Annotated in this window: 26 protein-coding genes and 1 pseudogene; 15 read left to right on the forward strand and 12 right to left on the reverse strand. The window is 70.4% G+C overall.

What is annotated here, in order from left to right; all coding sequences use genetic code 11:
• Positions 1-167: 167 nt before the first annotated feature.
• Positions 168-992, forward strand: a complete 825-nt coding sequence (locus tag B9N97_RS07820; protein WP_085085057.1) for a class I SAM-dependent methyltransferase — start codon at positions 168-170, stop codon at positions 990-992.
• Positions 993-1078: 86 nt separating this feature from the next.
• Here B9N97_RS07820 and B9N97_RS07825 read toward each other — a convergent pair whose 3' ends face one another.
• The 3 genes from B9N97_RS07825 to B9N97_RS07835 form a co-directional block, all read right to left on the reverse strand.
• Positions 1079-1735 carry a hypothetical protein gene (locus B9N97_RS07825; protein WP_143266499.1) on the reverse strand — a complete coding sequence of 219 codons (657 nt, stop codon included), beginning with the start codon at positions 1733-1735 and terminating at the stop codon, positions 1079-1081.
• Positions 1736-1884: 149 nt separating this feature from the next.
• Positions 1885-2922, reverse strand: a complete 1038-nt coding sequence (locus tag B9N97_RS07830; protein ID WP_085085061.1) for a ParB/RepB/Spo0J family partition protein — start codon at positions 2920-2922, stop codon at positions 1885-1887.
• Complete coding sequence (locus tag B9N97_RS07835; protein ID WP_085085063.1) at positions 2919-3662, reverse strand: ParA family protein; 744 nt, start codon at positions 3660-3662, stop codon at positions 2919-2921. The genes B9N97_RS07830 and B9N97_RS07835 overlap by 4 nt, the downstream gene beginning before the upstream one ends.
• A gap of 428 nt (positions 3663-4090) precedes the next feature.
• Between B9N97_RS07835 and B9N97_RS07840 the strand changes: the two genes are divergently transcribed.
• The 13 genes from B9N97_RS07840 to B9N97_RS07900 all read left to right on the forward strand — a co-directional run bounded on the left by B9N97_RS07840 (position 4091) and on the right by B9N97_RS07900 (position 16784).
• Positions 4091-4537 carry a hypothetical protein gene (locus B9N97_RS07840; protein WP_143266501.1) on the forward strand — a complete coding sequence of 149 codons (447 nt, stop codon included), beginning with the start codon at positions 4091-4093 and terminating at the stop codon, positions 4535-4537.
• A gap of 36 nt (positions 4538-4573) precedes the next feature.
• Positions 4574-5236 carry a lytic transglycosylase domain-containing protein gene (locus tag B9N97_RS07845; protein WP_085085067.1) on the forward strand — a complete coding sequence of 221 codons (663 nt, stop codon included), beginning with the start codon at positions 4574-4576 and terminating at the stop codon, positions 5234-5236.
• Positions 5237-5297: 61 nt separating this feature from the next.
• Complete coding sequence (locus B9N97_RS07850; protein ID WP_085085069.1) at positions 5298-5678, forward strand: TrbC/VirB2 family protein; 381 nt, start codon at positions 5298-5300, stop codon at positions 5676-5678.
• Position 5679: 1 nt separating this feature from the next.
• Complete coding sequence (locus tag B9N97_RS07855) at positions 5680-6018, forward strand: VirB3 family type IV secretion system protein (RefSeq protein ID WP_085085071.1); 339 nt, start codon at positions 5680-5682, stop codon at positions 6016-6018.
• Positions 6011-8398: a VirB4 family type IV secretion/conjugal transfer ATPase gene (locus tag B9N97_RS07860; RefSeq protein ID WP_085085073.1), complete on the forward strand. Its 2388-nt coding sequence runs from the start codon at positions 6011-6013 to the stop codon at positions 8396-8398. Before B9N97_RS07855 ends, B9N97_RS07860 begins: the two co-directional genes overlap by 8 nt.
• 31 nt (positions 8399-8429) lie before the next feature.
• Positions 8430-9158, forward strand: a complete 729-nt coding sequence (locus B9N97_RS07865) for a type IV secretion system protein (protein ID WP_167393237.1) — start codon at positions 8430-8432, stop codon at positions 9156-9158.
• Between the two features lie 3 nt (positions 9159-9161).
• Entirely contained in the window at positions 9162-9572 is a 411-nt protein-coding gene (locus tag B9N97_RS07870) for an EexN family lipoprotein (RefSeq protein ID WP_085085078.1), read from the forward strand.
• Positions 9573-9578: 6 nt separating this feature from the next.
• Positions 9579-10640: a TrbL/VirB6 family protein gene (locus tag B9N97_RS07875; RefSeq protein WP_085085080.1), complete on the forward strand. Its 1062-nt coding sequence runs from the start codon at positions 9579-9581 to the stop codon at positions 10638-10640.
• Positions 10641-10871: 231 nt separating this feature from the next.
• Positions 10872-11591, forward strand: a complete 720-nt coding sequence (locus B9N97_RS07880; RefSeq protein ID WP_085085082.1) for a VirB8 family type IV secretion system protein — start codon at positions 10872-10874, stop codon at positions 11589-11591.
• Complete coding sequence (locus B9N97_RS07885) at positions 11588-12448, forward strand: TrbG/VirB9 family P-type conjugative transfer protein (RefSeq protein ID WP_085085084.1); 861 nt, start codon at positions 11588-11590, stop codon at positions 12446-12448. The genes B9N97_RS07880 and B9N97_RS07885 overlap by 4 nt, the downstream gene beginning before the upstream one ends.
• Positions 12445-13560 (forward strand): type IV secretion system protein VirB10, encoded by a 1116-nt coding sequence (virB10, locus tag B9N97_RS07890; RefSeq protein ID WP_085085086.1) that lies wholly within the window; start codon positions 12445-12447, stop codon positions 13558-13560. Before B9N97_RS07885 ends, virB10 begins: the two co-directional genes overlap by 4 nt.
• On the forward strand, positions 13557-14630 hold the full coding sequence (gene virB11, locus B9N97_RS07895) for a P-type DNA transfer ATPase VirB11 (RefSeq protein WP_085085088.1): 1074 nt from the start codon (positions 13557-13559) through the stop codon (positions 14628-14630). Before virB10 ends, virB11 begins: the two co-directional genes overlap by 4 nt.
• 18 nt (positions 14631-14648) lie before the next feature.
• A complete protein-coding gene (locus B9N97_RS07900) occupies positions 14649-16784 on the forward strand; it encodes a type IV secretory system conjugative DNA transfer family protein (RefSeq protein WP_085085090.1) in 2136 nt (711 codons plus the stop codon).
• Positions 16785-17391: 607 nt separating this feature from the next.
• On the opposite strand, the gene B9N97_RS07905 is transcribed toward B9N97_RS07900, so the two are convergent.
• The 4 genes from B9N97_RS07905 to B9N97_RS07920 form a co-directional block, all read right to left on the reverse strand.
• Positions 17392-17847: a response regulator transcription factor gene (locus B9N97_RS07905; RefSeq protein WP_244560608.1), complete on the reverse strand. Its 456-nt coding sequence runs from the start codon at positions 17845-17847 to the stop codon at positions 17392-17394.
• Between the two features lie 140 nt (positions 17848-17987).
• Positions 17988-18623: a LuxR C-terminal-related transcriptional regulator gene (locus B9N97_RS36685; RefSeq protein WP_085085094.1), complete on the reverse strand. Its 636-nt coding sequence runs from the start codon at positions 18621-18623 to the stop codon at positions 17988-17990.
• A gap of 98 nt (positions 18624-18721) precedes the next feature.
• Entirely contained in the window at positions 18722-19150 is a 429-nt protein-coding gene (locus B9N97_RS07915; RefSeq protein WP_244560609.1) for a hypothetical protein, read from the reverse strand.
• 10 nt (positions 19151-19160) lie between these two features.
• Positions 19161-20222: a helix-turn-helix transcriptional regulator gene (locus B9N97_RS07920; RefSeq protein WP_085085338.1), complete on the reverse strand. Its 1062-nt coding sequence runs from the start codon at positions 20220-20222 to the stop codon at positions 19161-19163.
• A 460-nt stretch (positions 20223-20682) separates the two neighbouring features.
• Between B9N97_RS07920 and B9N97_RS07925 the strand changes: the two genes are divergently transcribed.
• Positions 20683-21579, forward strand: a complete 897-nt coding sequence (locus B9N97_RS07925) for a DMT family transporter (protein ID WP_085085096.1) — start codon at positions 20683-20685, stop codon at positions 21577-21579.
• A 54-nt stretch (positions 21580-21633) separates the two neighbouring features.
• On the opposite strand, the pseudogene B9N97_RS36975 reads toward B9N97_RS07925, so the two are convergent.
• The 5 genes and pseudogenes from B9N97_RS36975 to B9N97_RS07950 form a co-directional block, all read right to left on the reverse strand.
• Positions 21634-21762, reverse strand: a pseudogene (locus tag B9N97_RS36975) (ribbon-helix-helix domain-containing protein); the annotation flags it as partial.
• 239 nt (positions 21763-22001) lie between these two features.
• Positions 22002-22163 (reverse strand): hypothetical protein, encoded by a 162-nt coding sequence (locus B9N97_RS35545; protein ID WP_167393238.1) that lies wholly within the window; start codon positions 22161-22163, stop codon positions 22002-22004.
• Positions 22164-22367: 204 nt separating this feature from the next.
• Positions 22368-23474, reverse strand: coding sequence for a DUF2493 domain-containing protein (locus B9N97_RS07940; protein WP_085085102.1), 1107 nt, complete (start codon positions 23472-23474; stop codon positions 22368-22370).
• 513 nt (positions 23475-23987) lie between these two features.
• Positions 23988-24833 (reverse strand): DUF932 domain-containing protein, encoded by an 846-nt coding sequence (locus B9N97_RS07945; RefSeq protein WP_085085104.1) that lies wholly within the window; start codon positions 24831-24833, stop codon positions 23988-23990.
• Between the two features lie 99 nt (positions 24834-24932).
• Positions 24933-26858, reverse strand: coding sequence for a ParB/RepB/Spo0J family partition protein (locus B9N97_RS07950; RefSeq protein WP_085085106.1), 1926 nt, complete (start codon positions 26856-26858; stop codon positions 24933-24935).
• Between the last annotated feature and the right edge of the window lie 36 nt (positions 26859-26894).

Raw genomic sequence — 26894 nt, forward strand, 5'->3', positions numbered from 1 at the left:
GCTTCGTCTCGCGATAAGGGGATGCATGGTAGCCGCCCGCGGCGGCGGGCGGAACCGGCCTGTCCTGCGTCCGGCGCACCTTCCGTCCTTGCCCCTTGCTTGACAAGCCCGCCCTCCGGCTTCTACCGATAGCGCCGTCTTCCCCGCCACCACACCGGACCGCCGCGATGAGCGAAGCGCCGCCCTCTTCCCCCGCCCCCGACGCCGCCTCCGCGGTGCACAGCGGGTCGGCCGACCGCTTCGGCTACGAGTGGGGCCGCTATGCCGAGCTGAAGGACATCTACGAGGAGCAGTTCCGCCGCTGGACGCCCTTCATGAAGCCGGAAGACTGGCGCGGCCTGACCTTCGTCGACGTCGGCTGCGGCATGGGGCGCAACAGCCATTGGCCGATGAGCTATGGTGCGACCGGCGGGCTGGCCATCGACATCGACGAGCGCAGCCTCGCCTCCGCCCGCACCACGCTGGCGCCGCATCCGGCGATGGAGGTTCGCCGCCAGAGCGCCTATGAGCTGAACGAGGTGGAGCGCTTCGACCTCGCCTTCTCCATCGGCGTCATCCACCATCTGGCCCATCCGGAGACGGCGCTCGCCAACATGGTGCGCGCGGTGAAGCCGGGCGGGCGGGTGATGATCTGGGTCTATGGCCGCGAGAACAACGGCTGGATCGTCCGCTTCGCCGACCCGCTGCGCAAGGCGCTGTTCAGCCGCCTGCCGATCGGGCTGGTGCATGCGCTGTCGCTGCCGCCGACCGCGATCCTGTGGCTGGCCCTGCGGCTGGGGCTGGACCGGCTGGAATATTTTCGCCTGATCCGCCGCTTCGATTTCGCCCATCTGCGCTCCATCGTCTTCGACCAGATGCTGCCGAAGATCGCCAACTACTGGCGCCGCGACGAGGTGGAGGCGCTGATGACGGGTGCCGGTCTGGAAGACGTGCGGCTTGCCTGGGTCAACGAGATCTCCTGGGCGGCGATCGGAACGAAGACCCACGACTGATCGCTTCGATCGGGTTTCCATCCAACTGGCACCGCTTCAATTTGCGTCCCCCCCGCGCGTCACGCCGCCCCCCTTGCCCGCCCGTATCATCCGTTCTCATGGGCGCGCGCGGCCAGCCGCCGCGGCCGATTCTTCCGACGCTTTTCGGCCACGCGGATCGCGGCTGCGGCACGCTCGGCCGCCCCTGGCGCCGCATCTGGGCGCTCGGCGTCCGGCAGACCCCAATAGTCGAAGTTGCCGGTCATCACCGCAACGACACGGCGCATCTCGGTTCGGACCAGATCGCCGGCCTCGCGCGCGGCCTCGCGGTGCTCTGGCGCACACAGGCCGGCGTCGACGGCCCGGGTCAGCGCGCGGGTGCTGCGGTCGAGGCTGGTTGCGATGGCCCGCAGCTCACGGAACACCGCGCGCAGCGCCTCCACCTCCGCCGGGTTCCACTGCGGCCGGCCCATCAGGTGCACCAGGGCCAGCGAGCGCAGCCAGCTCGCCGGGCTGGTGCCGTGCGCCCGGGCTGCCTCGGCCAAGGCCGCGCGCTCGGCGTCCTTGAAGCGGACACCGACCTGCCGGCCGGCTCCGCCCCCCTTAGGCGCGGCCGGCGTCTGACCGTCCATCGCCTGGAGGATGAGTCGCCGCAGCGCGGCAGAGGCCCCCCCATCGGTCCGCCGCGCCCAAGCCTGGAACCGCTCGGCCAGAGCGGCGTCGACATAGCCTCCGACCATCTTCTGTCCGGGCTTTGGCGGCATCACGCCAGCCCCGTTTCAAACCTGCTCCCACCAAACATATCCTGCCCTCCTTCCCCTTCCTCCATGGTCCCGATGCCCCCCCCCAAGACCCGCTTGCGTTTGCACCGTGCAAAGCCTCCCCTGACACACTTGGATTCGGCATTGGCCGGTCACTCGACGCGGACGATGCGCAGGTCGGCGGCGTTCACCTCGGCAATGCCGCTGGCGTAGGCCACCAGCACCAGTCCGGCCCCGCCCGCCCGCCGGTCGACGATCAGGCGGCCCTCCGCCCCGTCTCTCGCCGTCACATGGAACACCGGCGGCTGCACCGGCTCGGTCGCCGCTGGGCCTGGGGCTGCCATCGGCTGCGGTTTGCCCTCGCCCTGCCCGGCCCCCTCCTGGATGTCGGGTTTTGCACGGTGCAAACCCCCGCCATCCGCACGAAGCTCGACCGAATCGGTCGTCGGTGCGGTTGCAGGGTCATGGACCGGGGCCGCGGGTGCTGGCACCGGCCGATCCAGAACGAGGCTGCCGGTCGGCCGGCCGGTGATGCCGCCGACGATCCGGCGGGCCTCGGTGACGGTGAGGACCACGTCCGCCTCCGGCAGAGCCGCCAGCACCGCGTCGGGGGTCTTGCGCCATTGCCGGTAGAGGTCGTAGAGCGCCCGCATGTCGGCCTGGTCGATGCGCGCCCGCAGTTCGGGCGGGAAATTGCCGGCCTGCCGGAACGCCGACACCTCATAGGCTTTGAGCGCGCAGATCGTGGCGATCTCTTTGCCGGTGTGCCCGTCCGCCGCCAAGCGCGCAATGGCGGCGACGAGATCGCTGTTGGACAGGGACGCGCGGTGCTGGTTCTCGATCACCTGCGCTGCGAAGTCACCGTCCCTCTCCCGCCGGATCACCGCCGGTACCTCCGCCAGCCCGGCCAGCCGGGCGGCGCGCAGTCGCCGCGCCCCGAAGGCCAGCCGGTGGCGCCCGTCCACCGCCGGCCGCACCACCACCGGCTGCACCAGCCCGTGCGCCCGGATGGACGCGGCCAACAGCGCCAGCCCCTCCTCCTCGAAAAGGGTGCGCGGCTGGCCGGGGTCCTCGTCGATGTCGGCGAGCGGCAGGTGCAGCACCTCGCCCTGCCCGTCTCCTGCCGCCGCCCGCAAGGCGGCGAAGCTGGCCGCGGCGAAGGCGGCGCGCGGGTTGGCCGGCGCGCTCATGGCCGGAGCTCCATCCGCTCGGCCACGGTGGCGAGCACACCGCGAATCTCCGAGGCCGCCTCGCGCGCCGCACTGCCCGGCATCGCCCACACCGGGGCGCGGTCGCTGGCGGCGCGGGCATAGGCGTCGCGCTTGGCCAGCAGGCCCGGAAACAGCAGCTGACCCAGTTCGGCGGCCAAGCTCTCGAACAGCACGCGCTCGCGCCGGCTCTTGCGGTCGAAGATCGAGGGCAGCAGCCCGAGGAACAGGGGCTCGGGCCGACCATAATGCCGCGCCACGCCCTTGATCGCGCGCAACAGCTCGGCCACCCCCTGGATCGAATAGTCGTTGATGCCGACCGGCGCCAGCACCGCGTCGGCCGCCAGGAGCGCGCCGAAGGTGCGGTTGGTCAGCGCCGGCGGGGTGTCGATCACGCACACGTCGTAATCGGCCGCCATCGCGGCAAGGCTGTCGCGGAAGGTGGCGATGCAGGCGCGCTCCCCCCCTTCCACCCCCAGCAGGTCGCGGGTCGAGCGGGTGACGGTCAGGCGGCCGGCCTCCGGCACCCGGGTCGGGCGGACGAACAGCTCGACGCTGTCGACCCGCCCGAGATGCGCGCCCAGCGTGGCGGTCAGGTTGGCCTGCTGGTCGAGGTCGATCACCAGCGTGCGGAAGCGCTCGGCCAGGTACCAGCCGGCGTGGGCGGTGAGGCTGGTCTTGCCGACCCCGCCCTTCTCGTTCATCACGGCCAATGTTTTCATCGGACCTCCTCGAAGGGGTTCGCCCTGCCGCACCGCCCCGCTGCCGGGAGCGCGCGGATGGGTTTTTGCAAAATCGCTTTCATCGTCGGCGAACTGTCGCCTCCCCTGGACCGACTACAAAGGCGACAGCCATTCGCGCCACCTTTGCGCGAAAGAGCCACGGATTGGCGGCCGGCGCCCGCTTTTTGTCCCAACTTCTCGTTTGTTAACCCAGCAATCATTTTCCCGTGAAGGGTGCATCTCTCACAGATCATCCTCGAAGGTGTTTTTATAAAATCACTACGATCTATTCAGCGCAGCCGCTCGCCCGGCCTGCCAAGGGAGGCCCACGGAATGACGAGGTGCCTATCCGCAATGCCCACTCGCTCCCGCTCCGCTTGCGCTGGTAAGACAACAGCGGCAGGCGGGACAGGCCCCGGCGCCGGCCGGTGGCAGCCGGCCGATCGGGCCGCACCGCCCTGCCGGCGGGCAATCGGGCGGAACGGCGGGGGCGGGGCTTGGCAAGCGGGCTGCAGGAAGGGGAGATCAGGCAGGCCCTGCAGGAGGGCGGCCACATCCGCAATGTTCTCATCGTCTCCAAATGCATCGGCGGCGTGGTCGAGCATCTGGCTTATCTGCGGGCGAGCTGGCGGCGCGATTTCCTGCCCTTGCGCACCTGGAACGACCGCGGCGACCGCACCTACCGCGACCTCGACCGGTTGCTCACCCTCATCCGCGCCGACTTCGGCTTTTGCGGCTGCATTCCGGTCTACATCGCCGGCGACCCCGAACTCGCCCGCTACAAGGCGCTCGCCCAGGAACTGCCGGTCGCCGGGCCGCTGCCGCCCCACTGCGACATCGATCTCCAGCGGCCCGAAGCGGCACCGCCGGGCTAGCGCTCTTTTCGCCCCTGCGGGCCGGGGAGGACGGCGATGACCCTCTCCCTGGCGCTCTTCGCCCAGCTGGCCGCCGCTTGCGGCCCTTGGGTGCATGTCGACACGCTGGCCGCCGTCGCCCAGGCCGAAAGCGGCCTCGATCCGCTGGCGATCGGCGACGCCACCGCCGGCCGCGCATACAGCCCCCACAGCCCCGCCGCTGCGGTGGCCGAGGCAAACGCGCTATTGCGCCGCGGCCATTCCCTCGACCTGGGCCTGATGCAGCTGAACAGCGCCACTCTGGCCCGGCTCGGCCTCGGCGTGGCCGACGCTTTCGATCCCTGCCGCAACATCGCCGCCGGCGCGCGGGTGCTGGCCGGCGGGTTCGCTCCCCGGGGCGGCGAGGATGGCCAGCAGGCGCTGGTGCGGGCGCTGTCGCGCTACAACACCGGCTCACCCGAACGCGGCGTCGCCAACGGCTACGTCGCCCGCGTCCAGGCCGCGGCGGCCACCGTGGTGCCGGCGATCCGGCTGGAGGGGACGGCGCGTCCCGATTCCGACCGGACACCACCCCCGCCTCCCGCGGCCGCCGCCCTGCCGGAGCCGCCGGCCTGGGACGTCTATGCGCGGGCCCGCCGCGACCGCGCGCTCAGACCACCGCCGCCGCCGCTGTCGGCCGCACCCCCTCCGCACCCGCCGGCCCCGGAGGCCCGCCCCTGACGCCAGCCGGACCCGGCGTTCCGACAAGCCCCGATTCCCCGTTTCGAGGAGGCGTTCGTCCATGGTCAACTCCCGCTCTCTGCCCGTCCGGCACCCGGCCTCTGACGGTGCCGCCGTGCCCGCTCCCCTCCGCGTCCGCGCCGGCCGCACCATATGCCCCCGCCTGACGGCGCTCGGCGTCGGCGTGCTGGTCTTGCTGGCCGCGGCCCCCGCCTTTGCCCAGGCGGCCGGTGGCGGCGGCGACCTCACCACCTTCCTACAGAACGTCGTCAACATCCTCACCGGCACCGCCGGCCGCCTGATCGCGGTGATCGCCATCTGCATCGTCGGCATCGGTGCCTTGATGGGAGCGCTCAGCCTGCGCACCGCCGGCGGCGTGCTCTTGGGCGTCATGCTGATCTTCTCCTCCGCCTGGATCGTCACCCAGATTGTCGGGGCCTGACATGGACGCCCAAGATCTCGCCGAGGACCCGCTGTTCCTCGCCTGCACCCGGCCGGCGATGTGGCGCGGCGTGCCCTTGGAGGCGGTGGCGGTCAACGCCATGGCCACCGGCATCGTCTTCGTGCTGGCCGGCAACCCGGCCTACCTGCTGATCGGCGTCGTCCTCCACCATGCCCTGCGCGCCCTGGTGGCCCGCGACGCCCATCTGTTCGGCACGCTGCGGCTGTGGGCCGACACCAAGGCGCGCGCCCGCAACACCAGGCTTTGGGGCGGCTCCTCGGTCAGCCCGCTGCCGCTCGGTCCCGCCCGCAGCGCCCGGGAGGTCCGCATCCATGCCTGACACCGCGCTGTGGGCGCGCGAGCGCGAACCCGACACCTATGTGCCCTATCTCGGCCACGCCGCCCCCGGCACGCTGCTGCTCGACGACGGCGCGCTGCTCGCCATGATCGAGCTCGGCGGCGCCGGCTTCGAGACGGCGGCGGCCGACGAGGTCAACGCCCGCCACAGCCGGCGCAACCTGCTGCTGCGCAACATCGCGTCAGACCGCCTGGTGCTGGCCACCCACACCGTCCGCACGCTGGACGACGGCGCCGGCTATCCCACAGCCCCGTGCGCGACCGTCTTCGCCCGCGACCTCGACGCCGCCTACCGGGCACGCCTGCTGGTGGGCCGGCTGTTCTGCAACCGGCTGTTCCTCTCGGTGCTGCTGCGCCCGCCCGGGGCCGGCGAGCGCCGCCGGTTGGCCGGCCTGTTCGCCCGGCGCCGGCGCGGCGACCTCGCCCGCCCGGCCGCTCCGACGGCTCTGGAGGCGCTCGACGCCGCCGTCGCCACCCTCCTCGCCGAGCTCGACGACCATGCCCCGCGGCGTCTGGGCTTGCGCGAGCAAAACGGCGTGCTGTTCTCCGAGCCGGCCGAGGCCTTGCGCCTGATCCTGACCGGTCAGACGTTCCCGGTGCCGCTGGTCGACGGCCATCTCGGCGGGGCGATCTACACCGACCGCGTCATCGTCGGTCGCGAGGCGATCGAAATCCGCGGCCCCGGCGGCTCCAGCTATGCCGCCGCCTTCGGCCTGCGCGAATATCCCGCCACCAGCTGGCCCGGCATGTTCGATGCAGTGTTGGCCGCCCCCTACCGCTGCGTGCTGACCCAGAGCTTCGGCTTTCTGCCCAAGCAGGCGGCCCAGGCCGTGCTGACCCGCAAGCAGAACCAGATGGTGACGGCGCAAGACAAGGCGGCCAGCCAAACGGCGGCGCTCAGCGAAGCGGCCGATCTCCTGGCCTCCAACGCCTTCGTCATGGGCGACCACCATTTGAGCCTGGTCACCTTCGCCGGCAGCCTGGAAGGCCTGCGCGCGGTCGCCGCCCGTGCCCGGCGCGACCTAGCCGAGAGCGGGGCGGTGGTGGCGCGCGAGGATCTGGCGCTGGAGGCGGCCTACTGGGCCCAGCTGCCGGGAAACTTGCGGCTGCGCACCCGCCCGGGGGCAGTCAGCTCGCGCAACTTCGCCGCCATGGCCAGCCTGCACAATTACCCGGCCGGGGCGGCGCAGGGCCATTGGGGCGAGCCGCTGACCCTGCTGCGCACCACCGGCGGCACCGCCTACCGCTTCCACCTGCACGCCCCCACCGGGACGGTGAGCGACCTCGGCAACGTCTTCATCGCCGGGCCGGCCGGCTCGGGAAAGACGACGCTGATGCTGTTCCTGGCGGCACTCGCCGGGCGCCAGGGGGCGCAGGTGGTGTTCGTCGACAAGGACCGTGGCGGCGAGATCCTGGCCCGCGCGGTCGGCGGCACCTACCTTGTCCTGCCGGCCGGCGCCCCCTCGGGTCTGGCGCCGCTGAAGGCGCTGTCGAACCGCCCGGCCGATCTGGCCTTTTTGAAGCGCCTGATCACCGGGCTGGTCACCGACCCGGGCGGCAGCCTGGCGCCGGAGGACGAACGGCGGCTCGAGCTGGGGCTCGGCTGCTTGATGGCACTGCCGCCGGACGCCCGCTCGCTGGGCGAGCTGCGCGCCTTTCTCGGCCAGGCCGACCCTATGGGCCCCGGTGCCCGGCTGGAGCGCTGGTGCCGCGGCGGCGCGCTCGGCTGGGTGCTCGACAACGAGGCCGACGCCCTGGCGCTTGATGTCCCCTTCCTGGGGGTTGACGTCACCGCGCTGCTCGACGACCCGCTCGCCCGCGGCCCGGTGCTGGCCTGCCTGTTCCACCGCATCGAAGGGCTGCTCGACGGCCGGCGGCTGGTGCTGGTGATCGACGAGTTCTGGAAGGCGCTGCTCGACCCCGGCTTCCGCGAACTGGTGAACGACAAGCTGAAGACCATCCGCAAGCTGAACGGGCTGGTGGTGCTCGGCACCCAGTCGCCGGCCGATGCGCTGAAAAGCCCGATTGCGCATTCGATCATCGAGCAGTGCCCGACGCAGATCCTGATGCCGAACCCGCGCGCCGACGCCGCCGACTACCGCGACGGGCTGAAGCTGACCGAGCCGGAGTTCCGCGCGGTGCGCGAGGACCTCACCGTCGGCGGCCGGCGCTTCCTGCTGAAGCAGGGCACGGCGTCGGTCGCTTGCGCGCTCGATCTCGGCGGGCTCGACGATCTGGTGGCGGTGCTGTCGGCGCGTGCCGGCACGGTGCGGCTGATGGAGCGGCTGATCGCCGAGCATGGCGCGGCCCCCGACGCCTGGCTGCCGCAGTTCCGCCGGCAGTGGCGCAGCGCCCTCACATGACACCGCCCTCACCAAGGATGGAGATCCGGTGATGACCAGACGCCTTGCGCTCCCGACCGTGGCACTCGCCGCAGCGCTGATCCCGCTGGCCCCTGCCCCGCCCGCCCGTGCTCAGCTGGCGGTGATCGATCCGGCCAACCTCGCCCAGGCGGTCCAGCAGGTGCAGCAGATGGCCCAGCAGCTGCAGATGATGCAGCAGCAGTACCAGCAGCTCCAGCAGACCTACCAGGCGGTCGCCCATGCGCCGTCCGACGCGCTGACCGACCTCGGCCGCCAGCTCAACGTCGAGGCGTTGCGCAACGCCCTGCCGGCGCAAAGCGGCGAGCTGGGCGCGGTGATGACCGGCACCTCGCTCGGGCCGGGCGGCTTCGGCAGTGCCGCCCAAGGCCATCTGGAGCGCAACCGCGTCTATGCCCCATCCGGCAGCGACTTCCAGGCCGGGGAGATGGAGCGCAACGCCACCAGCATCGCCGGCGCGCAGGCGATGGCGAGCGGGCTCTATCAGTCGGCGGCCAGCCGGATCGCCGCCTTGCAGGCGATCGAGGGCCAGCTCGCCAGCGCCGGCGATGCCAAGGCGGTGGCCGACCTCGCCGCCCGCATCAACGCCGAGCAGGCCTACATCCAGGCCCAGCAGGTGCAGGCGGAATCGCTGGTGCTGTGGCAGCAGGCGCAGATGCGCAACCAGGACCAGCGCGAACAGGAACGGCGCCGGCAGTCGATCGACGCGCTGATCGACCAGGCCAAGGCGCGGGGAGGCTGAGTGATGACCAGGACACCATCCCTCCGGTGGACCCTGTCCGCCCTTCTCGCCCTGGCGCTCGCTGCCGGGCCGGCGGCGGCGCAAGGTTCCCCGGCCGCAGGGCCGCGCACCGTGAGCTGGTACGCCGACCACCCGCAGGCCCGCGCGCAAGTCCAGCTCGCCTGCTTCGACGATCCCGGCCGGCTGGGGCGCGACCCCGACTGCGTCAACGCCCAGCAGGCCAGCGTCGAGGTGGCGCTGCGCGAGGCGCGGTCGCGCACCGGAACCATGGATCCCAACGATCCGGCCTTCTGGTCCAGTGACCCAGAAAATAGGCTGAGCCAACTTATGATGTGCCGCCGGAACCCGAACCTTGACCATTGTGATGCCGCCAAACGCTCGCTGCTGATCGAAGCTGGCAAGATTCAGAGGTGATCTTCAATGGGCGACATCCAATGGCAGATTTTTGCCTACATCGTCTCCCAAGTGGAGACCCCGCTCATAAGCACCGTTGCCGAGGTGCTCAACGCTTTCCTCAGCTTCGTGGCAATGCCGTTGCGGGTGGCATTGGTGCTGTACATCGCTCTCACCGGCCTGCTCGTCTTGCGCGGCGAGATGACTGAAGCCGGCGCCGCCCTGTTCGGCCGCATTCTCAAGATGATTCTGGTCGTCTGGGTCATCACAGGAGCCGGGGTCTATCAGCAGTACGTCTATGATTTCTTCTTTACTATGCTACCGAAAGCGCTTGCGGATGCGATGACATCGTCAGGCGCCGTCAACGTCGTGAAAGCCGATACCTTCGATCAGGTCTGGCTGCGGGCTTGGCGGGCCGGTCTTGAGGTGTGGCGCACGCTGGGCTGGAGCGACATCGCCGAGAAGGCCGTCGTGGTGCTGTTCTGGGCTGCCGCCATCCTGTCCACCGGCTTCTGCTTCGCCATCTGGCTGATCTCACGGGTGATCCTGGCGCTCTACGTCGCGCTGGGGCCGCTGCTCGTCCCGCTGGTGCTGTTCGCCGCCACCCGCGCCATCTTCGAGCGCTGGATCGGCTCGCTGATCTCCTGCGTCATCCTGCAGGTCACCACCATCGTGCTGCTCTTCATTGTGCTCGCAGTCGAGCAAAGGGTTGTGGGCACCATCGCGGTTATGGGTTCTGTCGACCCGATGGTGATGCTGCAGGTGCTGCTCGCCGGGATGATCTTCTTCGCCGTCGCCGCCTATGTCGCCTTCCAGCTGCCGGCCTTCGCCGCCTCGCTGTCCGGCGGCTTGGCCTTCCACACCGGCGCCCTCGCCCGCGCCGCCCAGGGGGCGGTCGGCACCACCGGCCACAGCCGGGTCGACGCCCAGGGCGACAGCCACCGGGTCGGCCGCTCCGGGGCGCTCGGCGCGCTGCACCTCGCCGGCTCGGCCGGCTGGAGGGCCGCCGCGGGCGCCGGCCGGCCGGCCCACGCTCCGCTCCGCCCGCCGGCCGGCGGGTCCCTCTCCGACCGCGCCACGCCGCTCTGAGCCCCCCTTGTCCGCACCCGCACGCCCAAGCCACCGGCGCCGTGCCCAAGCCTTGAGGAGCCGCCGCATCATGATGAAGCGCCTCGCCTGCGCCCTCCTTCTCGCTCTTAGCGCCTGTGCCGGCCAGCCGGGAGCCCCCGAGCCCTCAGGCCCCTACCGCGCGCTCAACCCTGGTCGCTGGACGCCCGCTGCCGGCGACCTGCAGCCCGCCCTGCCGGGGGAGGCTGCCCGATGACCGCCCCACCTCCCGCCGACGCCTTCCTCGCCCGCCCGGTCGCCGCCGATCCGGCGCTGCTCGACGCCTATTTCGCCCGGGTCGCCAGCTACGAGGCCGACCGCCTGCGCAGCCACCGGCGCACCGCCCGCATGGGCATCGCGGTCGGCGCCGCCGGCGCTCTGGTCGGGCTGGCCGGGGCGCTCGCCGTCGCCGCGCTGACCCCGCTGAAAAGCGTGGTGCCGCTGGTCTTCCGCGTCGACAACACCACCGGGGCGGTGGAGCGCGTCTACGACCTGCAGGGCGGCCCGCTGCAGGCCACCGAGGCCGAGCAGCGCTATTTCCTCTGGCAGTATGTCCGCCTGCGCCAGGGCTACAGCGCCGCCGAGGCGCCCGCCAACTTCGAGGCGGTGGCCCTCTTGTCGGCGCCGCCGGTCCAGGCCGAGTATGCCGCCGAGTTCCGCGGCTCCAACCCGGCGAGCCCGCAGGTGCTGCTGGGGCGCGACGGCACGGCGACGCTGCGCTGGGTTTCCACCAGCTTTCTCGGCCCCCATCTGGCCCAGCTCCGCTTCGTCCAGCACGAGCGCAAGGGCGATGTCGCGCTGCCGGTCAAGCGCATGGTCGCCACCATCGGCTTCGACATCGTGCCGGGTCCGGTCAGCGCCTCGGCCATCAACGTCAATCCGCTCGGCTTCGTCGTCACCAGTTACCGCGCCGACATGGAGGCCACGCCATGATCCCGCTCCGCCCCACCACCGCGGCCGCCGGCCTGTTGCTCGGCGCGCTCCTCGCCGCCGGCGCCGCCCGCGCCGAACAGGCGCCCAAGCCCGGCGGCTTCGACCCGCGGGTCCAGTTCGTCGCCTACAACCCGCTCAACGTCGTGCGCATCGTCGGCTCCCCCACCAACTCCACGCAGATCACCTTCGGGCCGGCTGAGGAGATCACCCAGGTCGCCATCGGCGACGCCGAGGCCTGGCTGGCCCAGCCGGCCGCCAACATGCTGTTCCTCAAGCCCACCGAGCGGCGCGCCGCCACCAACGCCCAGGTCGTCACCCGGCGCCCCGACGGCAGCTTGCGCTCCTACCAGCTGCGCCTCGTCGCCGAGCAGGGCGGGGAGGGCACCGATAGCACCATGTACGCCGTCCATTTCCGCTACCCGCAGGACGAGCGCGCCGAGCGGGCCGCCCGCCGGGCCCAGGCGGCGGAGCGGGCGCGGGAGCGGGACGCGCAGGTTCGGCTCGCCGCCGCCTGGGCCGAGGGCCCGCGCAACTGGCGCTACGTCGCCCAGGGCTCGGCAACCCTGGAGCCGGCCGAGGTCAGCGACAACGGCCGCCAGACCGCGTTTCGCTTTCCCGGCAGCCGGCGCGTCCCGGTGATCTACGCGGTGGCCCCGGACGGCGCCGAGGCGATCGTCCCCGCCACCATGGCCGGTGACACCGCCGTCGTCCAGACCACCGCCCGGGCCTTCCTGCTGCGCGACGGGCGGGAGGTCCTGCGCATCGTCAACCGCGGCTTCGACCCGGCCGGCCGCGATCCCGGCACCGGCACCGGCATGCCCGGCCTCACCCGCAGCGTCAGGAGCGCCGGGCCATGACCGACGATCCCACCTCCCCGCCGCCCGGCGGCGCGCTTGCCGGCGAGCGCCACGTCTCCGAAGTTGCCGGCCGCGCCCCCGCCGTTGGCCGCAAGGCCGGCATCGGCGCGCTCCTCGCCGGCACGGTGCTGGCCTGCGGCGCCATCCTGCTGACCGCGGAGAAGCCCAACCTGAAACCGCAGGACGGCCCGCCGCAGGTGGCACGCCCGGCCATCCGCTACGAACCTCCGCCGCCATTGCCTGTGCAGCCGGCGGCGCTGGCGGTTCCGCCGCTGCCGCCACCGCCGCTGCCCCCAACGCTGCCCGAACCGCCACCGGCGCTCGCCCCGGCCCGGACGGCGCCGCAGCACCCGCCGCGCCTGCTCGTCTACACAGCCAGCGGAACCGGGGCCGGCCCCGCCACTCCGGGAGGCCCAAACGGCACCGTGCCGCTGGCCGGTGTTTCCGGCCCGCCCGGCAGCGGGCAACCGGCCGCGGGCGCGTTGGCCACGCGCCTGCAGCCGACCCGGCTGAGCGGCGTCGCGGCTGGCGTGCTGAGGAACCAACCTTATCTGCTCACCACCGGCACCGTCATCCCCTGCATCCTGCAGACCGCCATGGACTCCACCCTGCCCGGCTTCGTCACCTGCGTCGTGCCGCAGGACGTGCTCGGCAAGACCGGGCTGACCCTGCTCGACCGCGGCACCAGGGTGGTCGGCGAGTTCCGCGGCGGCGTCCGCCAGGGGGTGGAGCGGATGTTCGTCGTCTGGACGCGCGCCGAGACGCCGCAGGGCGTGGTGATCGCGCTCGACAGCCCGGCCACCGACCCGCTCGGGCGCTCGGGCCTCGACGGCGAGGTCGACCGCCATTTCTGGCAGCGCTTCGGCGGGGCGCTGCTGCTGTCCTTCGTCGACGGCGCCATCCAGGCCGGCGTGGCCGCGGCGTCGAAGGAGGGCACCACCACCATCAACACCGGCCGGACCCAGTCGGTGATCGCCGAGAGCCTGCGCGGCAGCATCGACCTGCCGCCCACCCTGATCAAGAACCCGGGCGAGCTGGTCAGCGTCTTCGTCGCCCGCGACCTCGACTTCTCCAGCGTCTACCGCCTCCAGCCGGCCGGAGGCCCGCCATGACGCGCCCTGCCATACGCCTTGGCACGCGCCCCGGCGAGACCACCTTGCGCCTGCTGCTGGAGCCGCTCACCGCCCTGCTCGCCGACAAGGAGGTCACCGAGCTGGTGGTCAACCGGCCGGGCGAGGCCGGGGTGGAGCGGGCGGGCGTCTGGTCCTGGCACGCGCTGCCGGATCTCGGCTTCGAGCGGCTCGACGCCATCGCCACGCTGTGCGCCGCCCTGTCGCAGCAGGATGTCGGGCCGCAGCAGCCGCTGTGCGCCTCGGTGCTGCCGGACGGCGAGCGGGTGCAGATCGCCCGCCCGCCGGCGGTCGCCGCCGGCACGCTCAGCCTGACCATCCGCCGGCCGTCCCGCAGCACGCCCACCGTCGCCGCGCTGGCCGCCGGCGGCCTCTTCGCCCGCACCCGGCCCTCCTCCCGCCAGCCCTCCCCCGCCGACGCCCGGCTGAGGGCGCTGCACCGGGCGCAGGACTGGCAGCGCTTTTTCCCGCTGGCGGTCCAAACGAAGAAGACGGTGGTGGTCACCGGCGACACCGGCTCGGGCAAGACCACCGTCGCCAAGGCGCTGATCGGCGCCATTCCGCCCGACGAGCGGCTCATCACCATCGAGGACACCGCCGAATTCATCGGCCTGCCCCAGCGCAACCGCGTGGCGCTCTTCTACAGCAAGGGCGGCCAGGGCGTGGCGCCGGTCGGGCCGGAGGCGCTGATCGAGGCGGCCTTGCGCATGCGCCCCGACCGCATCCTGATGCAGGAGCTGCGCGACGGCGCCGCCTTCACCTTCCTGCGGGCACTGGCCGCCGGCCATCCCGGCGGCATCACCACCTGCCATGCCGGCAGCGCCGCCGGGGCGTTTGACGCGCTGCGGCTGATGGTCAAGCAGAACGAGGCCGGCCGCCACATCGCCGACGCCGACCTGCACGCGCTGTTGCGCCGGCACATCGACGTCATCGCCCAATGCCGGCGCGACGCCGACGGCTTCGCCATCGAGGAGGTCTTCTTCGACCCCGCGGCCGGCGCCCCTCCCGGGGATGCCCCCGCGGACGCCGTGTCCATACGCGCCGCCGGCTGAGGAGGGCCTTTGCGAAGGATGGACGGCTTCACCGACTGGCCGGCCGCCGCCAAGGCGCTGGCCGCCCTGGTGGCGGTGCTGGCGCTGGCGCTGCTGTGGTCGGCCGTCGCCTCGCTGGTTTTCCTCGCCGGCACCGGCCTGCTCACCGCCGACACGCTGCCCCTGGCGCAGTTCTGGCTCTATCTCCAGCATTACGGCCTGCACCACCCGGTGGCCGGTCCCTGGCTGCGGCTGGCGGCGGCGGTGGCCACCGCGGTGCCGGTGCTGCTCCTGCTCGGCCGGCTGGCGCGCGGCGGCTGGCCGCGCCGCAGCCGGCCGCTGCACGGCGAGACGCGCTGGGCCGGGCGGCGGGCGCTGGTGCGGGCCGGCTTTTACGCACGCGGCGGCGGGCTGTTCGTCGGGCGCGACCGCCAGGGCCGGGCCTTGCGTTTCGGCGGACCCGAGCATGTCGTCTGCTATGCGCCGACGCGCTCGGGAAAAGGGGTGGGGCTGGTGATCCCCAACGCCCTGCTCTACGAGGCCTCCCTGGTCTGCCTCGACGTGAAGAAGGAGACCTGGGCGGCAACCGCCGGCATCCGGGCTGCGGCCGGGCAGCGGGTGGTGCTGTTCGATCCGCTCGCCCCGGACGGGCGCACCGCGCGCTACAACCCCTTCAGCTATGTGCGCCGCGCCAGCATCGACGCGTTCGAGGACATCCAGCGCATCGCCCAGATGGTCTTCCCCCATGCCGGCGGCGACCAGCAGTTCTGGACCGACGCCGCGCGCTCGGCCTTCACCGGGGCGGCCGGCTTCCTGGCGGAAACGCCGGAGCTGCCCTTGACCTTCGGCGAGGTGCTGCGGCTCCTGTCCAGCGTCGACGGCGCGCGCTCGATGATCGAGCGCATCGAGTCCCGGCGCCGGCGGGGCCGGCCCTACACCGAAGCGACGGTGAAGGCGCTGGAGGATTACCTGAAGGGCTCGCCCGACCTGGTGAACTCGATCCGCAAGACGATCACCGCCCGGCTGTCCTTGTGGTTCAACCCGCGCATCGACGCCGCCACCGCCGAGAGCGACTTCGACCTGCGGGCGCTGCGCTCCTCGCTGCACGCCGTCTACATCGGCGTCACGCCCGACAACATCGCCCGGCTGCGCCCCTTGCTGGCGCTGTTCTTCCAGCAGCTGATCGACCTCACCGTGCGCACGCTGCCCCAGCACGAGCCGGCGGCGCGCCACCAGGTGCTGCTGCTCCTGGACGAGTTCCCGCTGCTGGGGCCGATGCCGATGCTGGCCGACGCCTTCGCCTATGTCGCCGGCTACAACATGCGCCTCATGCTGATCCTGCAGAGCAAGGCGCAGCTGCGCGACCGCGACCTCTACGGCCCCGACAAGGCGGCGGCCATCCTCGACAATTGCGGGCTGGAGGTGGTGTTCGGCACCAAGGATCTGAAACTCTGCGAGGAGCTGAGCGCCCGGCTCGGCTACGACACGGTGGAGGGCAGCTCGAAGAGCGGCCCGCGCTACTGGCGGCTGTTCCGCCGCGACCGGCTGACCCGGACGGAGACGGACCAGCGCCGGGCGCTGCTGCTGCCGCAGGAGATCGCCCGGCTGAAACCGCGCGACGCCATCCTGCTGCGCCCCGGGATGGAGCCGATCCGGGCGCGGCGCATCCGCCACTTCGAGGACCCCACCTTCACCCGTCTGCTCCGCCCGGCCCCGGGGGTGCCGGCGATCGACGTTCCGGTGCGCCTCGACCAGGGCAAGGGCTTCGAGCCCATCGCCGCCGAGGCCGAAGCCGAAACCGCCCCCCCGCCGCCGGCGCGGCCGGTCCGGCGGCGGGCGGCGCGGCCGAAGGGGAAGCCTCGGACGACGAAGGCCGCCGACCAGGCCGGCGGCGACGACACCGCGGCGTCCGGCACGGACGGCCGTCCCCCGCCCCCGGCCGGCCGGGCCGCGTCACGGCCCCCCTATGAGCCGGAGCTGCGGCCGCACCAGGCGGACGGGCTGATCGCGGCCATCCTCGGCACCGAGGTCGACCTCGGTGCCTACGGGGTGGAGGACGCCAAGGCGGTGGTGGCGGCCATTATCGACGCCGTGCCGACCGTCGAAAGCCGCGGCCGCGGCGCTGCCGGCGGACCGCCGGATGCCGCCGGCACGTCTCCACCACAAAAGAGGTGAGCCGTGACAACTCCGCCCGCTGAAGCAGGCGGCTTCTGAGGCAAGCTACGCCGCAACCGGCACGCTTAGCGCCCCAAGGCCGTCTCCCGGCCCCAGTTGTGAGACTGCCCTCTGCAGGATGACCTTTGCCGCCGGAAAGCCCTATTGACCCCGTCCTCTAGCCCGGAGCGTCACCCGCAGGGCCGAGACAGGACCGGGCTTGGTGCCGGCGGACGGCAGCGGCGCCGTTGCCCCGGTGCTGGCTCGGGGAGGAGGCGCGGCAGCGGCGACGAGTAGCACCGGAGAACGGTAGCGAGCCGCCTGACGCTTTCCAAGCTCCGGGATCCTACGGTCTCCGATACATCACCGGGAGGAAAATCCCTCGTCGCCTGCCATGCCCCCCGCAAGGTGCGGTGCCTCCCGCGGCAGCATTGGTGCCTCGCTGCCGGGATCCAAGCCCTGCCCGTCGCCTGCACCGCCGACGCCTTGACGAGACTCGGCGTCATTGCCGCCCTGTGGGGGCAGGACAGCATGATCCGCGAGCCTGGAGCGCCCCGGCATTCCAGCCGACGTCGAGGCGCTGCCGGCGGGTGGTGTTGGAGGGGGAATGCGGGTCATGGCTGGCTGGTCAGACCATCATCTGCCCGGCAGGCGAAGCAGGGAGTCCGGCATCACCGGCGGAAAGCGCGGCTTCCCAGATGCGGCCAAGCTCAAAGAGACTGTCGCATTGAAGTTTTTTCATGATTCGCGATCGATGGATTTCAACCGTCTTTGGGCTGATGTTCATATCGAAAGCGATGGTCTTGTTATTTTTCCCATCGGCGAGACCGCCCAGGACGTCAGCTTCTCGGGGCGTCAGTCGAGCCAGCCGCTTGACTGCATCCCGCCGTCTGTTCTCAACACCAATACCGCACGTTTGCAGCAGCAGTGCGACAGGGGAGGATGGTGTGCCTGCCTTGGCCGCCAAGGTGTCGAACCGCTTCGAAACGTAGGCGTCCATCGCATCCAGAGCATGCGCCAGCGCAGGCGATATGTCCTCGGATAACGGAGGGTCTGACATCGATATGGACTTACGATGAGGCATGATACGGGACTTTCCACGGTCGATTTTTACGGGCTTTTCCAGCCTCTGTTGGGGGCGCAGACGCTGATTTCGAGAACGGAAGGCGCTCGGATATCCGCAACAGCCAGGCATTGTTCAGTCTGCTGTTCGGAGACCAGACGCTATCGCGTCACCATCGTCTCTTGGCTGCTCCACACAGCGGCTTCCCACGCGCGCCCGAGCGCGAAGAGGCCGGAGCATCCCAGCTTCTCCATGATGCGGGCCCGGTGACACTCCACCGTCTTGGCGCTGATGCCGAGATCAGCTGCGATGGCCCTGGAGCTTTTGCCGGCGACCAGACGCACCAGCACGTCGACCTCGCGCGCCGTCAGCTGGGCGAGGCGCGCCACCATGTCCCGCCCGCGGAACTGAGAGGCTTTGCCGTTGGCCGTCAGCGCCGCGGCGAAGCCGGGCGGCGGGCGGTCAGGCTGATCGCCGACCACGCGCCTGCGCGCCGCCTGCACCAACGGGGTGAGGGCGGTTCCGATCGTCAGCTCGCCCAAGCCAGCGGTGATGCTGCCGCCGCACCGCTGCTCGAGCATCGTCGCCCGCGATTCGCAGCGCTCGGCGTCCTCCAACAGCATGGAGACGGTCGCGGCCGAGGCGCGATTGACCATCGCCAGCGCGTCGGCGCGATCATCGGCTGCCCGCTGGCGAAGCTGGTCGACGGACAAATGATCGATATACGGCAATTGGGCGTCGGGCATGCTCTTGCCCTTGCACCCGCCGACTACAGCGGTATGCTCATGGTTGATCATCGTTGCTTCCTACGGCTACGGGTGATCGTCCGGGTTGGGTAACCGACTTGGGGCAGGGCGTCCGCTTGTGTCACCAAGTGGACGCCCATCAGCCGCGATCAGGCGGCCTGGATTTCGGCAATCAGCGTCGGCATCACGAGGCAATTCGCAGCCGAGCGGAAGCCGCCACGATCCGAACGGTAGTCGGCTGGCAGATCGACGCCTTGCTTCGCAAAGGCAGCGCGCGTGTTCTCCCAGGTCGCGTCGAACTCTGGGGTGCCGTAGGCGCGCGGATCGTGGGCCAGAACCCGACCGGCCCCGAGGATTGCAGCGCTGATCCGCAGCAGACCGGTGGTATCGCTCACCAATTCGTGCAGTGCCTTATCCGCACCTTCAGTCATCGCATGAGCACGGCCAGTATCTTCGGTGGCGTGCAGCAGCACCAGCAGGTCAGACCAACTGGCTTCAACCTCAGCCTGGGAGATGCCCTTGTCGATCATTGCTTGCTTATACGAGGAAAAATCAGTGTTAGCGACACGGATACCCATGAAATTCTCCTCAGAGCTTACGCCCACCTTGGGCGCGGGTGACTGCGGCGATGCCGGTAACTAGGCTAGCGATACCCGGCAAATCGACCACAGAAGAGTGTTTCTCAACGAGCCTCTTCTTGGCTCGGTCGATGTATCGGTATGCAGAATGCATTGATAGTTGTCGGCTTCCGGCATATTCAGCCAGCGTTTGGCCGGACCCCACTCCGGCCATGACTTCCGATTCGGCCGCCGACAAGCCAAAGGCTTCACGCAAGGCTGTGCACACCTCCCCCATGTCCTCACCGAACCGTGCGGCGGCTAAAATCGCAGTGCCCGGCGTAGTGCCTGCGCTGACCGCCAGTACGAGCGGATCGCCGGAGCGGCGCCGGATCGGGGCGTAGGCGCGCGGCACCAAACCGTCGGCAACATGACCAAGGGCTTGGTGCAAAACCATGTTGTCGAGTTGATCGGTTGCAGAAAGAAGAGTTCCGGTTAGATTGACCAACCCATCCTGTGCATCGAGTACATCGTGAAAGCTAACGTTGGCGTGCAGCAGCGCGCCGTTGCGATCGACTAGAGCAACGGCTAACCCCAAACTGTCGAGAACCCCTTCAAGTGCTCGAATTTCCCGACGCAGGCGGATGGCTCGCGTAACTCCCAGATTGGCTTCTGGTCCTTGGAAATAATGCTCGAGTCCTGCAGATGTCATGTTTAGACGGGCCTGTATTGAGGTTCCGTCTTCGCATCGGTAATGCGATACCAGCATTTTTCCCCATGGATAGCTGTTGACGAAATCCATGTTTGCAGAATTTTGGCGTGCACCTATAGCACGCCGAAGCCAGAGCTCTGGGTCTTTCTTCGCAACTGAATTTCCATTCATTCCTTTTTCCAGAAGCGACCAAAAAAGAGAAGAGTAGGTATCTGATCGCTTATACTCGCAGCAAGGCATAATTTTCCGCTGCTCAATATTGACGAAAATCACATGATCATCTTTGTTAAAGACAATCACAGACCCACCTGCATCATCGGCAGCGCGAGCCACTTCGGATATCGGCGCGGGCAGATCATGCAAACTGGCAAGTTCGGACATAGCGGGCTCACAATCTTCGAACTGGGGTAGAGTAACATAGCGCTCACAGATAAAGTGCAAAATTTTGCACAACTGCATACATAGGAAAAGCATACAAGGCACATACTCCGTTATTCATCAAATTTTTATTTTAGTATTTTCCTGGATCATCAACAATAAATCATGGAATTTTTTAAATATACCTTCCTATCCCTGAAAACTCCTTACATCTTCTGAGATAACACTCTCACCGTCAGGCCATTTACAGAAAAATGTTATTCGCTGATCCTTCATTCTTTCGACCTCTGGCCGGACGTGGTCTTTCCTAACGAAAGTATTCGAACGCAACTTCTAACGCGAATTCTGTAATATTTCACACTTGAAACGGGTGCTAAAATGCGTGACAACAATCTCGATTGCTGGCCAGAGGCAGCACTGATAGGGGTTGAACATCTCTCACACCCTGCCGACTCGGAGCGAAATGCTTCCCTCCCCCGTCCAAGCCGCCCTGTGGGCGCTCGCTTCCGCCATCACCTTCTCCGCCAGTTCCGCGGCGGCAAAACTCCTCGGCACCAAGCTGCCAACTGCCGAGCTGGCGTTCTTCCGGGCCGCCACCGGCGCCGTGGTGTTGGTCGTGGTCTGGCGGCTCGTTGCCGATCTCGGCAAGGCGAAGGATCCAGTCGGCTATGGGCTCCGGTGCGGCCTGGGGGTGCTGGCCCTCTACGCCTTCATGTACGCCCTCGGTGCGGCACCGCTGGCCCTGGTGTTCCTGATCTTCTTCAGCCGCGCGCTGATGCTGCCGGTCGCCGCCCGGCTGATGCTGGGCGAGCGGTCCAGACCGATCGTGTGGGTCGCTGTGGTGGTTGGGTTCGCCGGCGCGGCCTTGCCGCTGGTACCGGCCCTTCAGGAGCCTCAGCAGGCGTTGGGCGTGCTGGCGGCCCTGGTGGCGGCAGTCGCCACCGCGGGCTCCCAGACAGCCGTCCGCCGGCTGACGGAGGCCGGGAACGCCCCCAGCATGGTCGTGCTGATCTACTCGGCCGCGTCGGTGCTGGGCACCCTGCCGGCCGCTCTGCCGAGTTGGGTGACGCCACCGACGGCGGACTGGCCGGTGCTGGCGGCCCTCGGTCTGTTCGGCGTCGCGGCGCAATACACCGCGGCGAAGGCGTTCAGCCGGGCCACCGTCGGCTTCCTGGCACCGCTGGACTTCCTGGCGGTCCCGGCCGCTGCCGGCCTAGGCTGGCTGCTGTTCGGCGAGGTGCCGAGCCTGCTGACCGGGATTGGCGCAGTGATCGTCCTGGGTGCCGCCGCTGTCGTGGTGATGGGATCGGCACAAACCCGCCAGTTCCGCCGGCCGGTTGAGCAACTCGCGAAAGTGTGACACGGCGGTTATCCGCAGGACCCTGGTGAGCGGCGCCTCGCCGCGCCCCTCGTCGATCTGGGACACCAGATCGGCCATGGTGAGCCTGCGGTACTGAGCCACATCCTCCAGGGCTACCCAGAAGCCCCGTTCCATCCGCAGGCTGGTGCGTCTGCCATTGATGATCATGACTCGGCGTATCATCGGATTTCCCCTCAAAGTCGATACATGCGTTGGTAGTCACTCCTTATAGATGCATCTATGAAATAATTCACTCGCATCGATGGTGTTGAGGCGGCCGTGCGCCGCGTACGCCGTAATTTCCGGGCGGCTATGATGCAGGGCGCTGTTCCATCAAGCGCTTCCGGCAATACCAGCCGGTGGTCACGCCGACACGGACCTTCGCACCGGGTGAGGCCTACCAGCCAGCTCGAGCTCACCGTTCAGCGGATCAGGCGCACGCGCGGCTGATCATAGGAGGAGCTTGCCTCCCGGACGGGGCTGGACCGCTCCTGCGCCAGCGGCATCGTGCGCGACCGGACCATCACCATCCTGAAGGAACTGGCCGACGCACCCGCGGTGCCGCCGGAAGCGCTGTTGGACACGGACGCTCCGCTGCCCGGCAGGCAATGGACCGATCCCGCTTCCGACGATGCCGAAACTCTTCTGAGAGGAGATGGCCGCGGACTGCGGCTGCCCGGCGGCGCCCCGCGCCGCCGGGAAATTTTTTCAGGCTTTCTGCGGGTCTGACGCGCTTGCCATGCCGGTGGCGAGCCCCTCCGGATGGGGCGGGGGCTCGCCGGTGCACATCACTGCTGGGTGGGGGCCGGCCGATAGGCGACGTCGTCGGGCTCCAGCAGCCGATGCTCGGCAAGGCACCAGACGCGCAGTCCCTGGCGCAGGCCGGCGGCGGCGAGGTGGCGTGACCCGGCGTCCTCGCGGTCGGCGACCAGCACCATCCGCCCCTCGCCGGTCAGGGCGGCGCGAACCATGGCGTCGTTGCGCTCGAAGCCGGCCGCCTTGCCGCCCGCCTGCCAGCGCGGGGCATGGACGACGCAGGGCACGCCGTGCTCCAGCGCCCACTGTGCCGCCAGCGTCTGCACCCCGCGGCGGTTGCCGGTGCGCAGCACCAGCGTGTCGGGGTGCTGCGCCAGCGCGCGGTCGAGCGCGGCGGTCAGGGCCGCCTCGTCGGTGGTCTCGCCGCCCATGACCAGCAGCTGGTAGCCCCCGGCCACCCGGCGCTCGTCGGCCGCGCGGCGGGCGGCGCGGGCCTCCTGCCAGTCGCAGGCGACGACGCGGGCGGCGGTGACCTGCGGCACCGCCTGGTTGAAGGAGGAGCGGTGGGCATAGACGTCGCCGGTGACGCGGGCATAGGCGGTGGCGGCGCCGATGGCGGCGGCGCGGGCGAGGTCGCGCATCGCCTCGGCCTGGGCCAGCTGATGCTGCAGGCGCTCCAGGCGCAGGCTGCCGATCTCGGAGGCGGGCTGCAGCCCCTCCTCGTCGAGCTGCTGGCGCAAGGACAGGGCGAGGCGGTCGATGCGCTGGTCGGCCAACTCCAACTGCCGGTAGAGGGCATGGCAGAGCGCGCCGAGGATGCCGGAAGCCGGCAGCAGGGCGCGGTCGGGGTCGAGCTGGCCGTCGAGGTCCTGGCCGAACACGGCACCATGGTCGAGGAAGGGCTGGGCGATGGCCTGCACGGCCTCCTCGGCCTGAAGGCGGACATCGTCTTCGCTCCAGTCCGCGTCGGAGGCGGGCAGAACCGGACGCATGGCCTGGGCGATGGTGGGAAGGCGGGCGCGCTCCTCCTCCTCGCGCGCCCGGGCGCGGGCGGCGCGGTAGGCCTGCACCGGGTCGGGGCTGACGGGGGCGGTGTGCGGATGCGCCATGGTCGGACGGGTGGCGTCGGTGCTATGCATAGATGTCGTCCCTTGTTGGCTTCAACGGTTGGAAGGGATGGCCGGGCGCGGGGAGGTACGAACTCCCTGCGCCCATCTTTTTGTGGAGACGGAGAAGACTTTGAAATGCTGGTCTCTCCGCCGCCCTCACAAGACCTATTATGCCAGACGCGCCAAACAAAACAATGGCGCAGAGGATCTATTGATCTATCTCTATTTGTGGTTTCCAATTACTTACAATAACCAATCAATGAAGCGCGCGAATTTTCAAGAAATGATTCGGTGAGAAATCAGTTCATCTCCCCCTTTTCTTTACCTGATATCCCTTTGTTCGACTGGAAAGGACCATCCCTCCGTTCCGACCTGGGTCCCGCAGGGCGGCGCGCGCAAGGGGCGGTCAAGGAGGCCCGACGGGCACCGCGGAAGCGGCGCGCGCCAGCGCGTCCTTGACGGCCCAGAGCACGGCGCCAGACTGGTCCCCACGGGCGGAGGATGACAGGCGGGGGCTGCCGCAGGCCGGCGGCGTGGCGCCTCTCAGGCGGCCCTGCCCTCCAGCTCCGCCCACGGCTTGCTGTCGATCAGCCGCGCCACCCGCTCCTGGCGGGCGTGCACCGTCGCCATGCGGTTGCCGCCGCGGGTGGCGTCGTGGGTCGCCCAATGGGTGAGCGTGTTGAACAGCGCCCACAGCGTGTCGTCCTCGCGGCCGCCGACCCAGGCGGTGGTCAGCTGGCCGACCAGGGCGTCGCTGGCTCCGGGCAGGGCGCGCAGCACCCGCACCGCCCGGTCGGTGTCCACCCGCACCGCCGCCCAGCGGATCCAGCGCGCCGTTTCGGCGACATAGAGCGCGCAGGCTGCCACCATGCCGCGGGCGAGCGCCTCCATGTCGAGCCCGGCGGAATGGCGGGCCTTGGCGGCGGCGACGTCGCGGCCGATCACCGTGGTGTTGGCGCAGACGAAGCGGTAGCCGCCGCCGCGCCAGGACACCGCCAGGCTGCCGTCGTAGCTGTTGAAGCCGACGATGCGCAACGCGGTGACGTCGCCCGGCCGGACCTCGACGCTGTGGGCGGGCAACACATATTGGCGGAACAGCCGGCGGCCGTCGTGGGTGAGGTCGGTCGCCACCAGCATGCCGGTGGTGTCGAGCCCGCCAGCGCGCAGGGCGGTGTCGAAGGCAGCGGTGGCGGCCTCGTGCGGCACCAGCTTGTAGCCGTCCTGCCAGCAATGCAGCACCGCTCCGGTATCGGGGCGCACCAGGGCGCGCCAGCCCTCGATCGTCCGTCCGGCGGCACTCATCGGCACCAGCGCGACCGGGAAGAAGGCCGGGGCGGTGTGGTTGGCGGGAACGAAGCCGTAGCGCTCCATCTGCTCGCAAGTGCCCATGGCGAAAGCCTCCTGTGGGAAGTGGGGTGAGGGACGGGGTGCCCGGACGCTCCAGGCACCCCCGCGTCTCGTCGCGTCCTGACTGGCTGACCGGCTTTGTCACTCCGCGGCGATGGCAAGCGGCACCGTGCCGGGGTCCTCACCGGCGGCATCGGCGGGAAGGGCGGTGCCGGGCGGCAGCCAGGACGCCGCCGCCGCGCGCCCTGCTTCCAGGGTGCCGCGGGAGGCCGACACCGCGCCACCCGTGAGGTCGGACCAGTCGGCGGAATCGCCGCCGGCATGCTCCAGACAGCGTCCGACCCGCTCGGCCATCTCTGCCTTGCGCAGCCGGCAGATGGCCTGGGCGAAGCCCGGTGCGATGGCCTGGGCGGCCTCCTCGATCAGCGCCTTGGGCAGGCGCTCCAGGACGGCCGGACCGGGACGCCAGTCGGCCGCCACCGAGGCGCCGAGTTCGCGCGCCACCTCCAGGCCGATGCCGGCCTCGCCGTGGCCGAGATGGCAGCGCCGCGCCACCAGGACGGCGAACAGGCCGGACAGGTCGACCGCCGGATCGCCGAGGGCCGCCCACAACGCCGGCGGATCGGCGGCGTAGTCACCCGCCTCCAACCCGAGCCGGCCGGCCCAGTCCGTCCACGCCTCCTCCACCCGCCGCCAGGCCTGGCTGGCGTGGTGCTCGCGCGCCCCAGTGGGAAAGTGGTGTGCTGCCCCGAACAGGCCGCAGGGTCCGGCCCCAGGGGCCAGCAGGGCGAAGCAGGCCAGCCGCAGCGCCATGGCGGGGACCTCCAGAACGGCCGCCTGCAGGCTCGCCGTGCGCACCGCGCCCAGCTCCTCGCGTACCGCCGCCGACAGCTTCGGCTCCTCTGGCGTCTCCGCCGCCGCGCCGCCGGCCGGCGGGTCCTCCCAGGGCGGCACCTTCCAGGGCGGCAGGTCGTCCTCATCCGCCGGGGACGGTTCGGGCTCGCGGCGGCACAACCCCTCCACCCACTGCACCGCTCCGTCCGGCGCCAGCACCGCCACCACACCGCAGGCGCTGCGGTCATACTCCGGCTCGATGGCATCCAGCCGCTCCTCCAAGAGGGCGCGCTCCGCCGCGGTGAGGTCCGGGCGCTCCAGCTCCCTCTTAAGGCGGGTGAGGAGCGCCTGCTGCTCCGGCGTCAGGCTCGGCACCGCATGGCTGAAGGCGCCGCGCCAGCTCCAGGCCTGGGGACCGTCCTGCACCTCGACGAAGGCCCAGCCGTCCCGCCGCCGCTCGGCCTCGTCCTCGAGCGCCGCCCGCTGGCAGGCGAGGAACAGCGCCGGGTCGTCGACCAGGCCGCCGTCGGCGCCGTCGAACAGGTCGCGGGTCAGCGTGCCGCCGGCCGCGGCGTAGGCGTCCAGCACGCCCGGCAGCGCATGGCCGGCCGGCAGCCGCGCCCGGCGCAGCGCCTCGCGCACATAGCGGGCGGCGTCCACCGGCGGGCACTCGAGCACGCGCGCCAGCAGCTCCTCCTGGCGGGCGTGCGAGGCCGACAGGGTCAGCGCCTCGGCGACGGCCAGCGCCACGCGGCCCTCGCGTAAGCCCTCCAGCACGGCGGGACTGAGGGCGGCCAGCGCCAGCCGCTGGCGGACGTAGCGCACCGGCCGGCCGAAGCGCGCGGCCAGCGCCGCCGGGTCGGCGCCGTCCCCGACCAGCCGGGCGAAGGCCAGCGCCTCGTCGGCGGCGCAAGGGGCGACGCGCTGCAGGTTCTCCGCCAGGCTGAGTTCGCGCGCCTCGGCCTCGCCGGCGCGGCGGCGCACCGCGGCGAGCCGGGTGGTGTCGGGCCATTTGCCCTCGGCGACCAGCGCGCGGGCGGCCAGGGTGCGCCGGGCGCCGGCGACGACCGCAAAGCCGTCGCCGTCGGGTGCTCGGGTGACGACGATCGGCTGCAACTGGCCATGCACCAGGAGCGAGGCCTTCAGCTCCTCCAGGCCGGCGCTGCGGTGGGAGGTGCGCATGTTGGTCTCGGCCAGCCGCAGCCGGCCAAGCGGAATGGCGATGGTTTTCATCGGATCGAATCCTCGGATGTGGGCACGCGGCAGGAC

The sequence above is a fragment of the Azospirillum oryzae genome (genome assembly GCF_900177515.1).
In the GTDB taxonomy this organism is placed as follows: domain Bacteria; phylum Pseudomonadota; class Alphaproteobacteria; order Azospirillales; family Azospirillaceae; genus Azospirillum; species Azospirillum oryzae_A.

What these genes read in the sequence shown, in the direction of transcription:
- B9N97_RS07820 (WP_085085057.1), top strand. Translation starts at nt 168, where the DNA reads ATGAGCGAAGCGCCGCCCTCTTCCCCCGCCCCCGACGCCGCCTCCGCG.
- B9N97_RS07825 (WP_143266499.1), bottom strand. Translation starts at nt 1,735, where the DNA reads ATGCCGCCAAAGCCCGGACAGAAGATGGTCGGAGGCTATGTCGACGCC.
- B9N97_RS07830 (WP_085085061.1), bottom strand. Translation starts at nt 2,922, where the DNA reads ATGAGCGCGCCGGCCAACCCGCGCGCCGCCTTCGCCGCGGCCAGCTTC.
- B9N97_RS07835 (WP_085085063.1), bottom strand. Translation starts at nt 3,662, where the DNA reads ATGAAAACATTGGCCGTGATGAACGAGAAGGGCGGGGTCGGCAAGACC.
- B9N97_RS07845 (WP_085085067.1), top strand. Translation starts at nt 4,574, where the DNA reads ATGACCCTCTCCCTGGCGCTCTTCGCCCAGCTGGCCGCCGCTTGCGGC.
- B9N97_RS07850 (WP_085085069.1), top strand. Translation starts at nt 5,298, where the DNA reads ATGGTCAACTCCCGCTCTCTGCCCGTCCGGCACCCGGCCTCTGACGGT.
- B9N97_RS07855 (WP_085085071.1), top strand. Translation starts at nt 5,680, where the DNA reads ATGGACGCCCAAGATCTCGCCGAGGACCCGCTGTTCCTCGCCTGCACC.
- B9N97_RS07860 (WP_085085073.1), top strand. Translation starts at nt 6,011, where the DNA reads ATGCCTGACACCGCGCTGTGGGCGCGCGAGCGCGAACCCGACACCTAT.
- B9N97_RS07865 (WP_167393237.1), top strand. Translation starts at nt 8,430, where the DNA reads ATGACCAGACGCCTTGCGCTCCCGACCGTGGCACTCGCCGCAGCGCTG.
- B9N97_RS07870 (WP_085085078.1), top strand. Translation starts at nt 9,162, where the DNA reads ATGACCAGGACACCATCCCTCCGGTGGACCCTGTCCGCCCTTCTCGCC.
- B9N97_RS07875 (WP_085085080.1), top strand. Translation starts at nt 9,579, where the DNA reads ATGGGCGACATCCAATGGCAGATTTTTGCCTACATCGTCTCCCAAGTG.
- B9N97_RS07880 (WP_085085082.1), top strand. Translation starts at nt 10,872, where the DNA reads ATGACCGCCCCACCTCCCGCCGACGCCTTCCTCGCCCGCCCGGTCGCC.
- B9N97_RS07885 (WP_085085084.1), top strand. Translation starts at nt 11,588, where the DNA reads ATGATCCCGCTCCGCCCCACCACCGCGGCCGCCGGCCTGTTGCTCGGC.
- virB10 (WP_085085086.1), top strand. Translation starts at nt 12,445, where the DNA reads ATGACCGACGATCCCACCTCCCCGCCGCCCGGCGGCGCGCTTGCCGGC.
- virB11 (WP_085085088.1), top strand. Translation starts at nt 13,557, where the DNA reads ATGACGCGCCCTGCCATACGCCTTGGCACGCGCCCCGGCGAGACCACC.
- B9N97_RS07900 (WP_085085090.1), top strand. Translation starts at nt 14,649, where the DNA reads ATGGACGGCTTCACCGACTGGCCGGCCGCCGCCAAGGCGCTGGCCGCC.
- B9N97_RS07905 (WP_244560608.1), bottom strand. Translation starts at nt 17,847, where the DNA reads ATGCCTCATCGTAAGTCCATATCGATGTCAGACCCTCCGTTATCCGAG.
- B9N97_RS36685 (WP_085085094.1), bottom strand. Translation starts at nt 18,623, where the DNA reads ATGATCAACCATGAGCATACCGCTGTAGTCGGCGGGTGCAAGGGCAAG.
- B9N97_RS07915 (WP_244560609.1), bottom strand. Translation starts at nt 19,150, where the DNA reads ATGGGTATCCGTGTCGCTAACACTGATTTTTCCTCGTATAAGCAAGCA.
- B9N97_RS07920 (WP_085085338.1), bottom strand. Translation starts at nt 20,222, where the DNA reads ATGTCCGAACTTGCCAGTTTGCATGATCTGCCCGCGCCGATATCCGAA.
- B9N97_RS07925 (WP_085085096.1), top strand. Translation starts at nt 20,683, where the DNA reads ATGCTTCCCTCCCCCGTCCAAGCCGCCCTGTGGGCGCTCGCTTCCGCC.
- B9N97_RS07940 (WP_085085102.1), bottom strand. Translation starts at nt 23,474, where the DNA reads ATGCATAGCACCGACGCCACCCGTCCGACCATGGCGCATCCGCACACC.
- B9N97_RS07945 (WP_085085104.1), bottom strand. Translation starts at nt 24,833, where the DNA reads ATGGGCACTTGCGAGCAGATGGAGCGCTACGGCTTCGTTCCCGCCAAC.
- B9N97_RS07950 (WP_085085106.1), bottom strand. Translation starts at nt 26,858, where the DNA reads ATGAAAACCATCGCCATTCCGCTTGGCCGGCTGCGGCTGGCCGAGACC.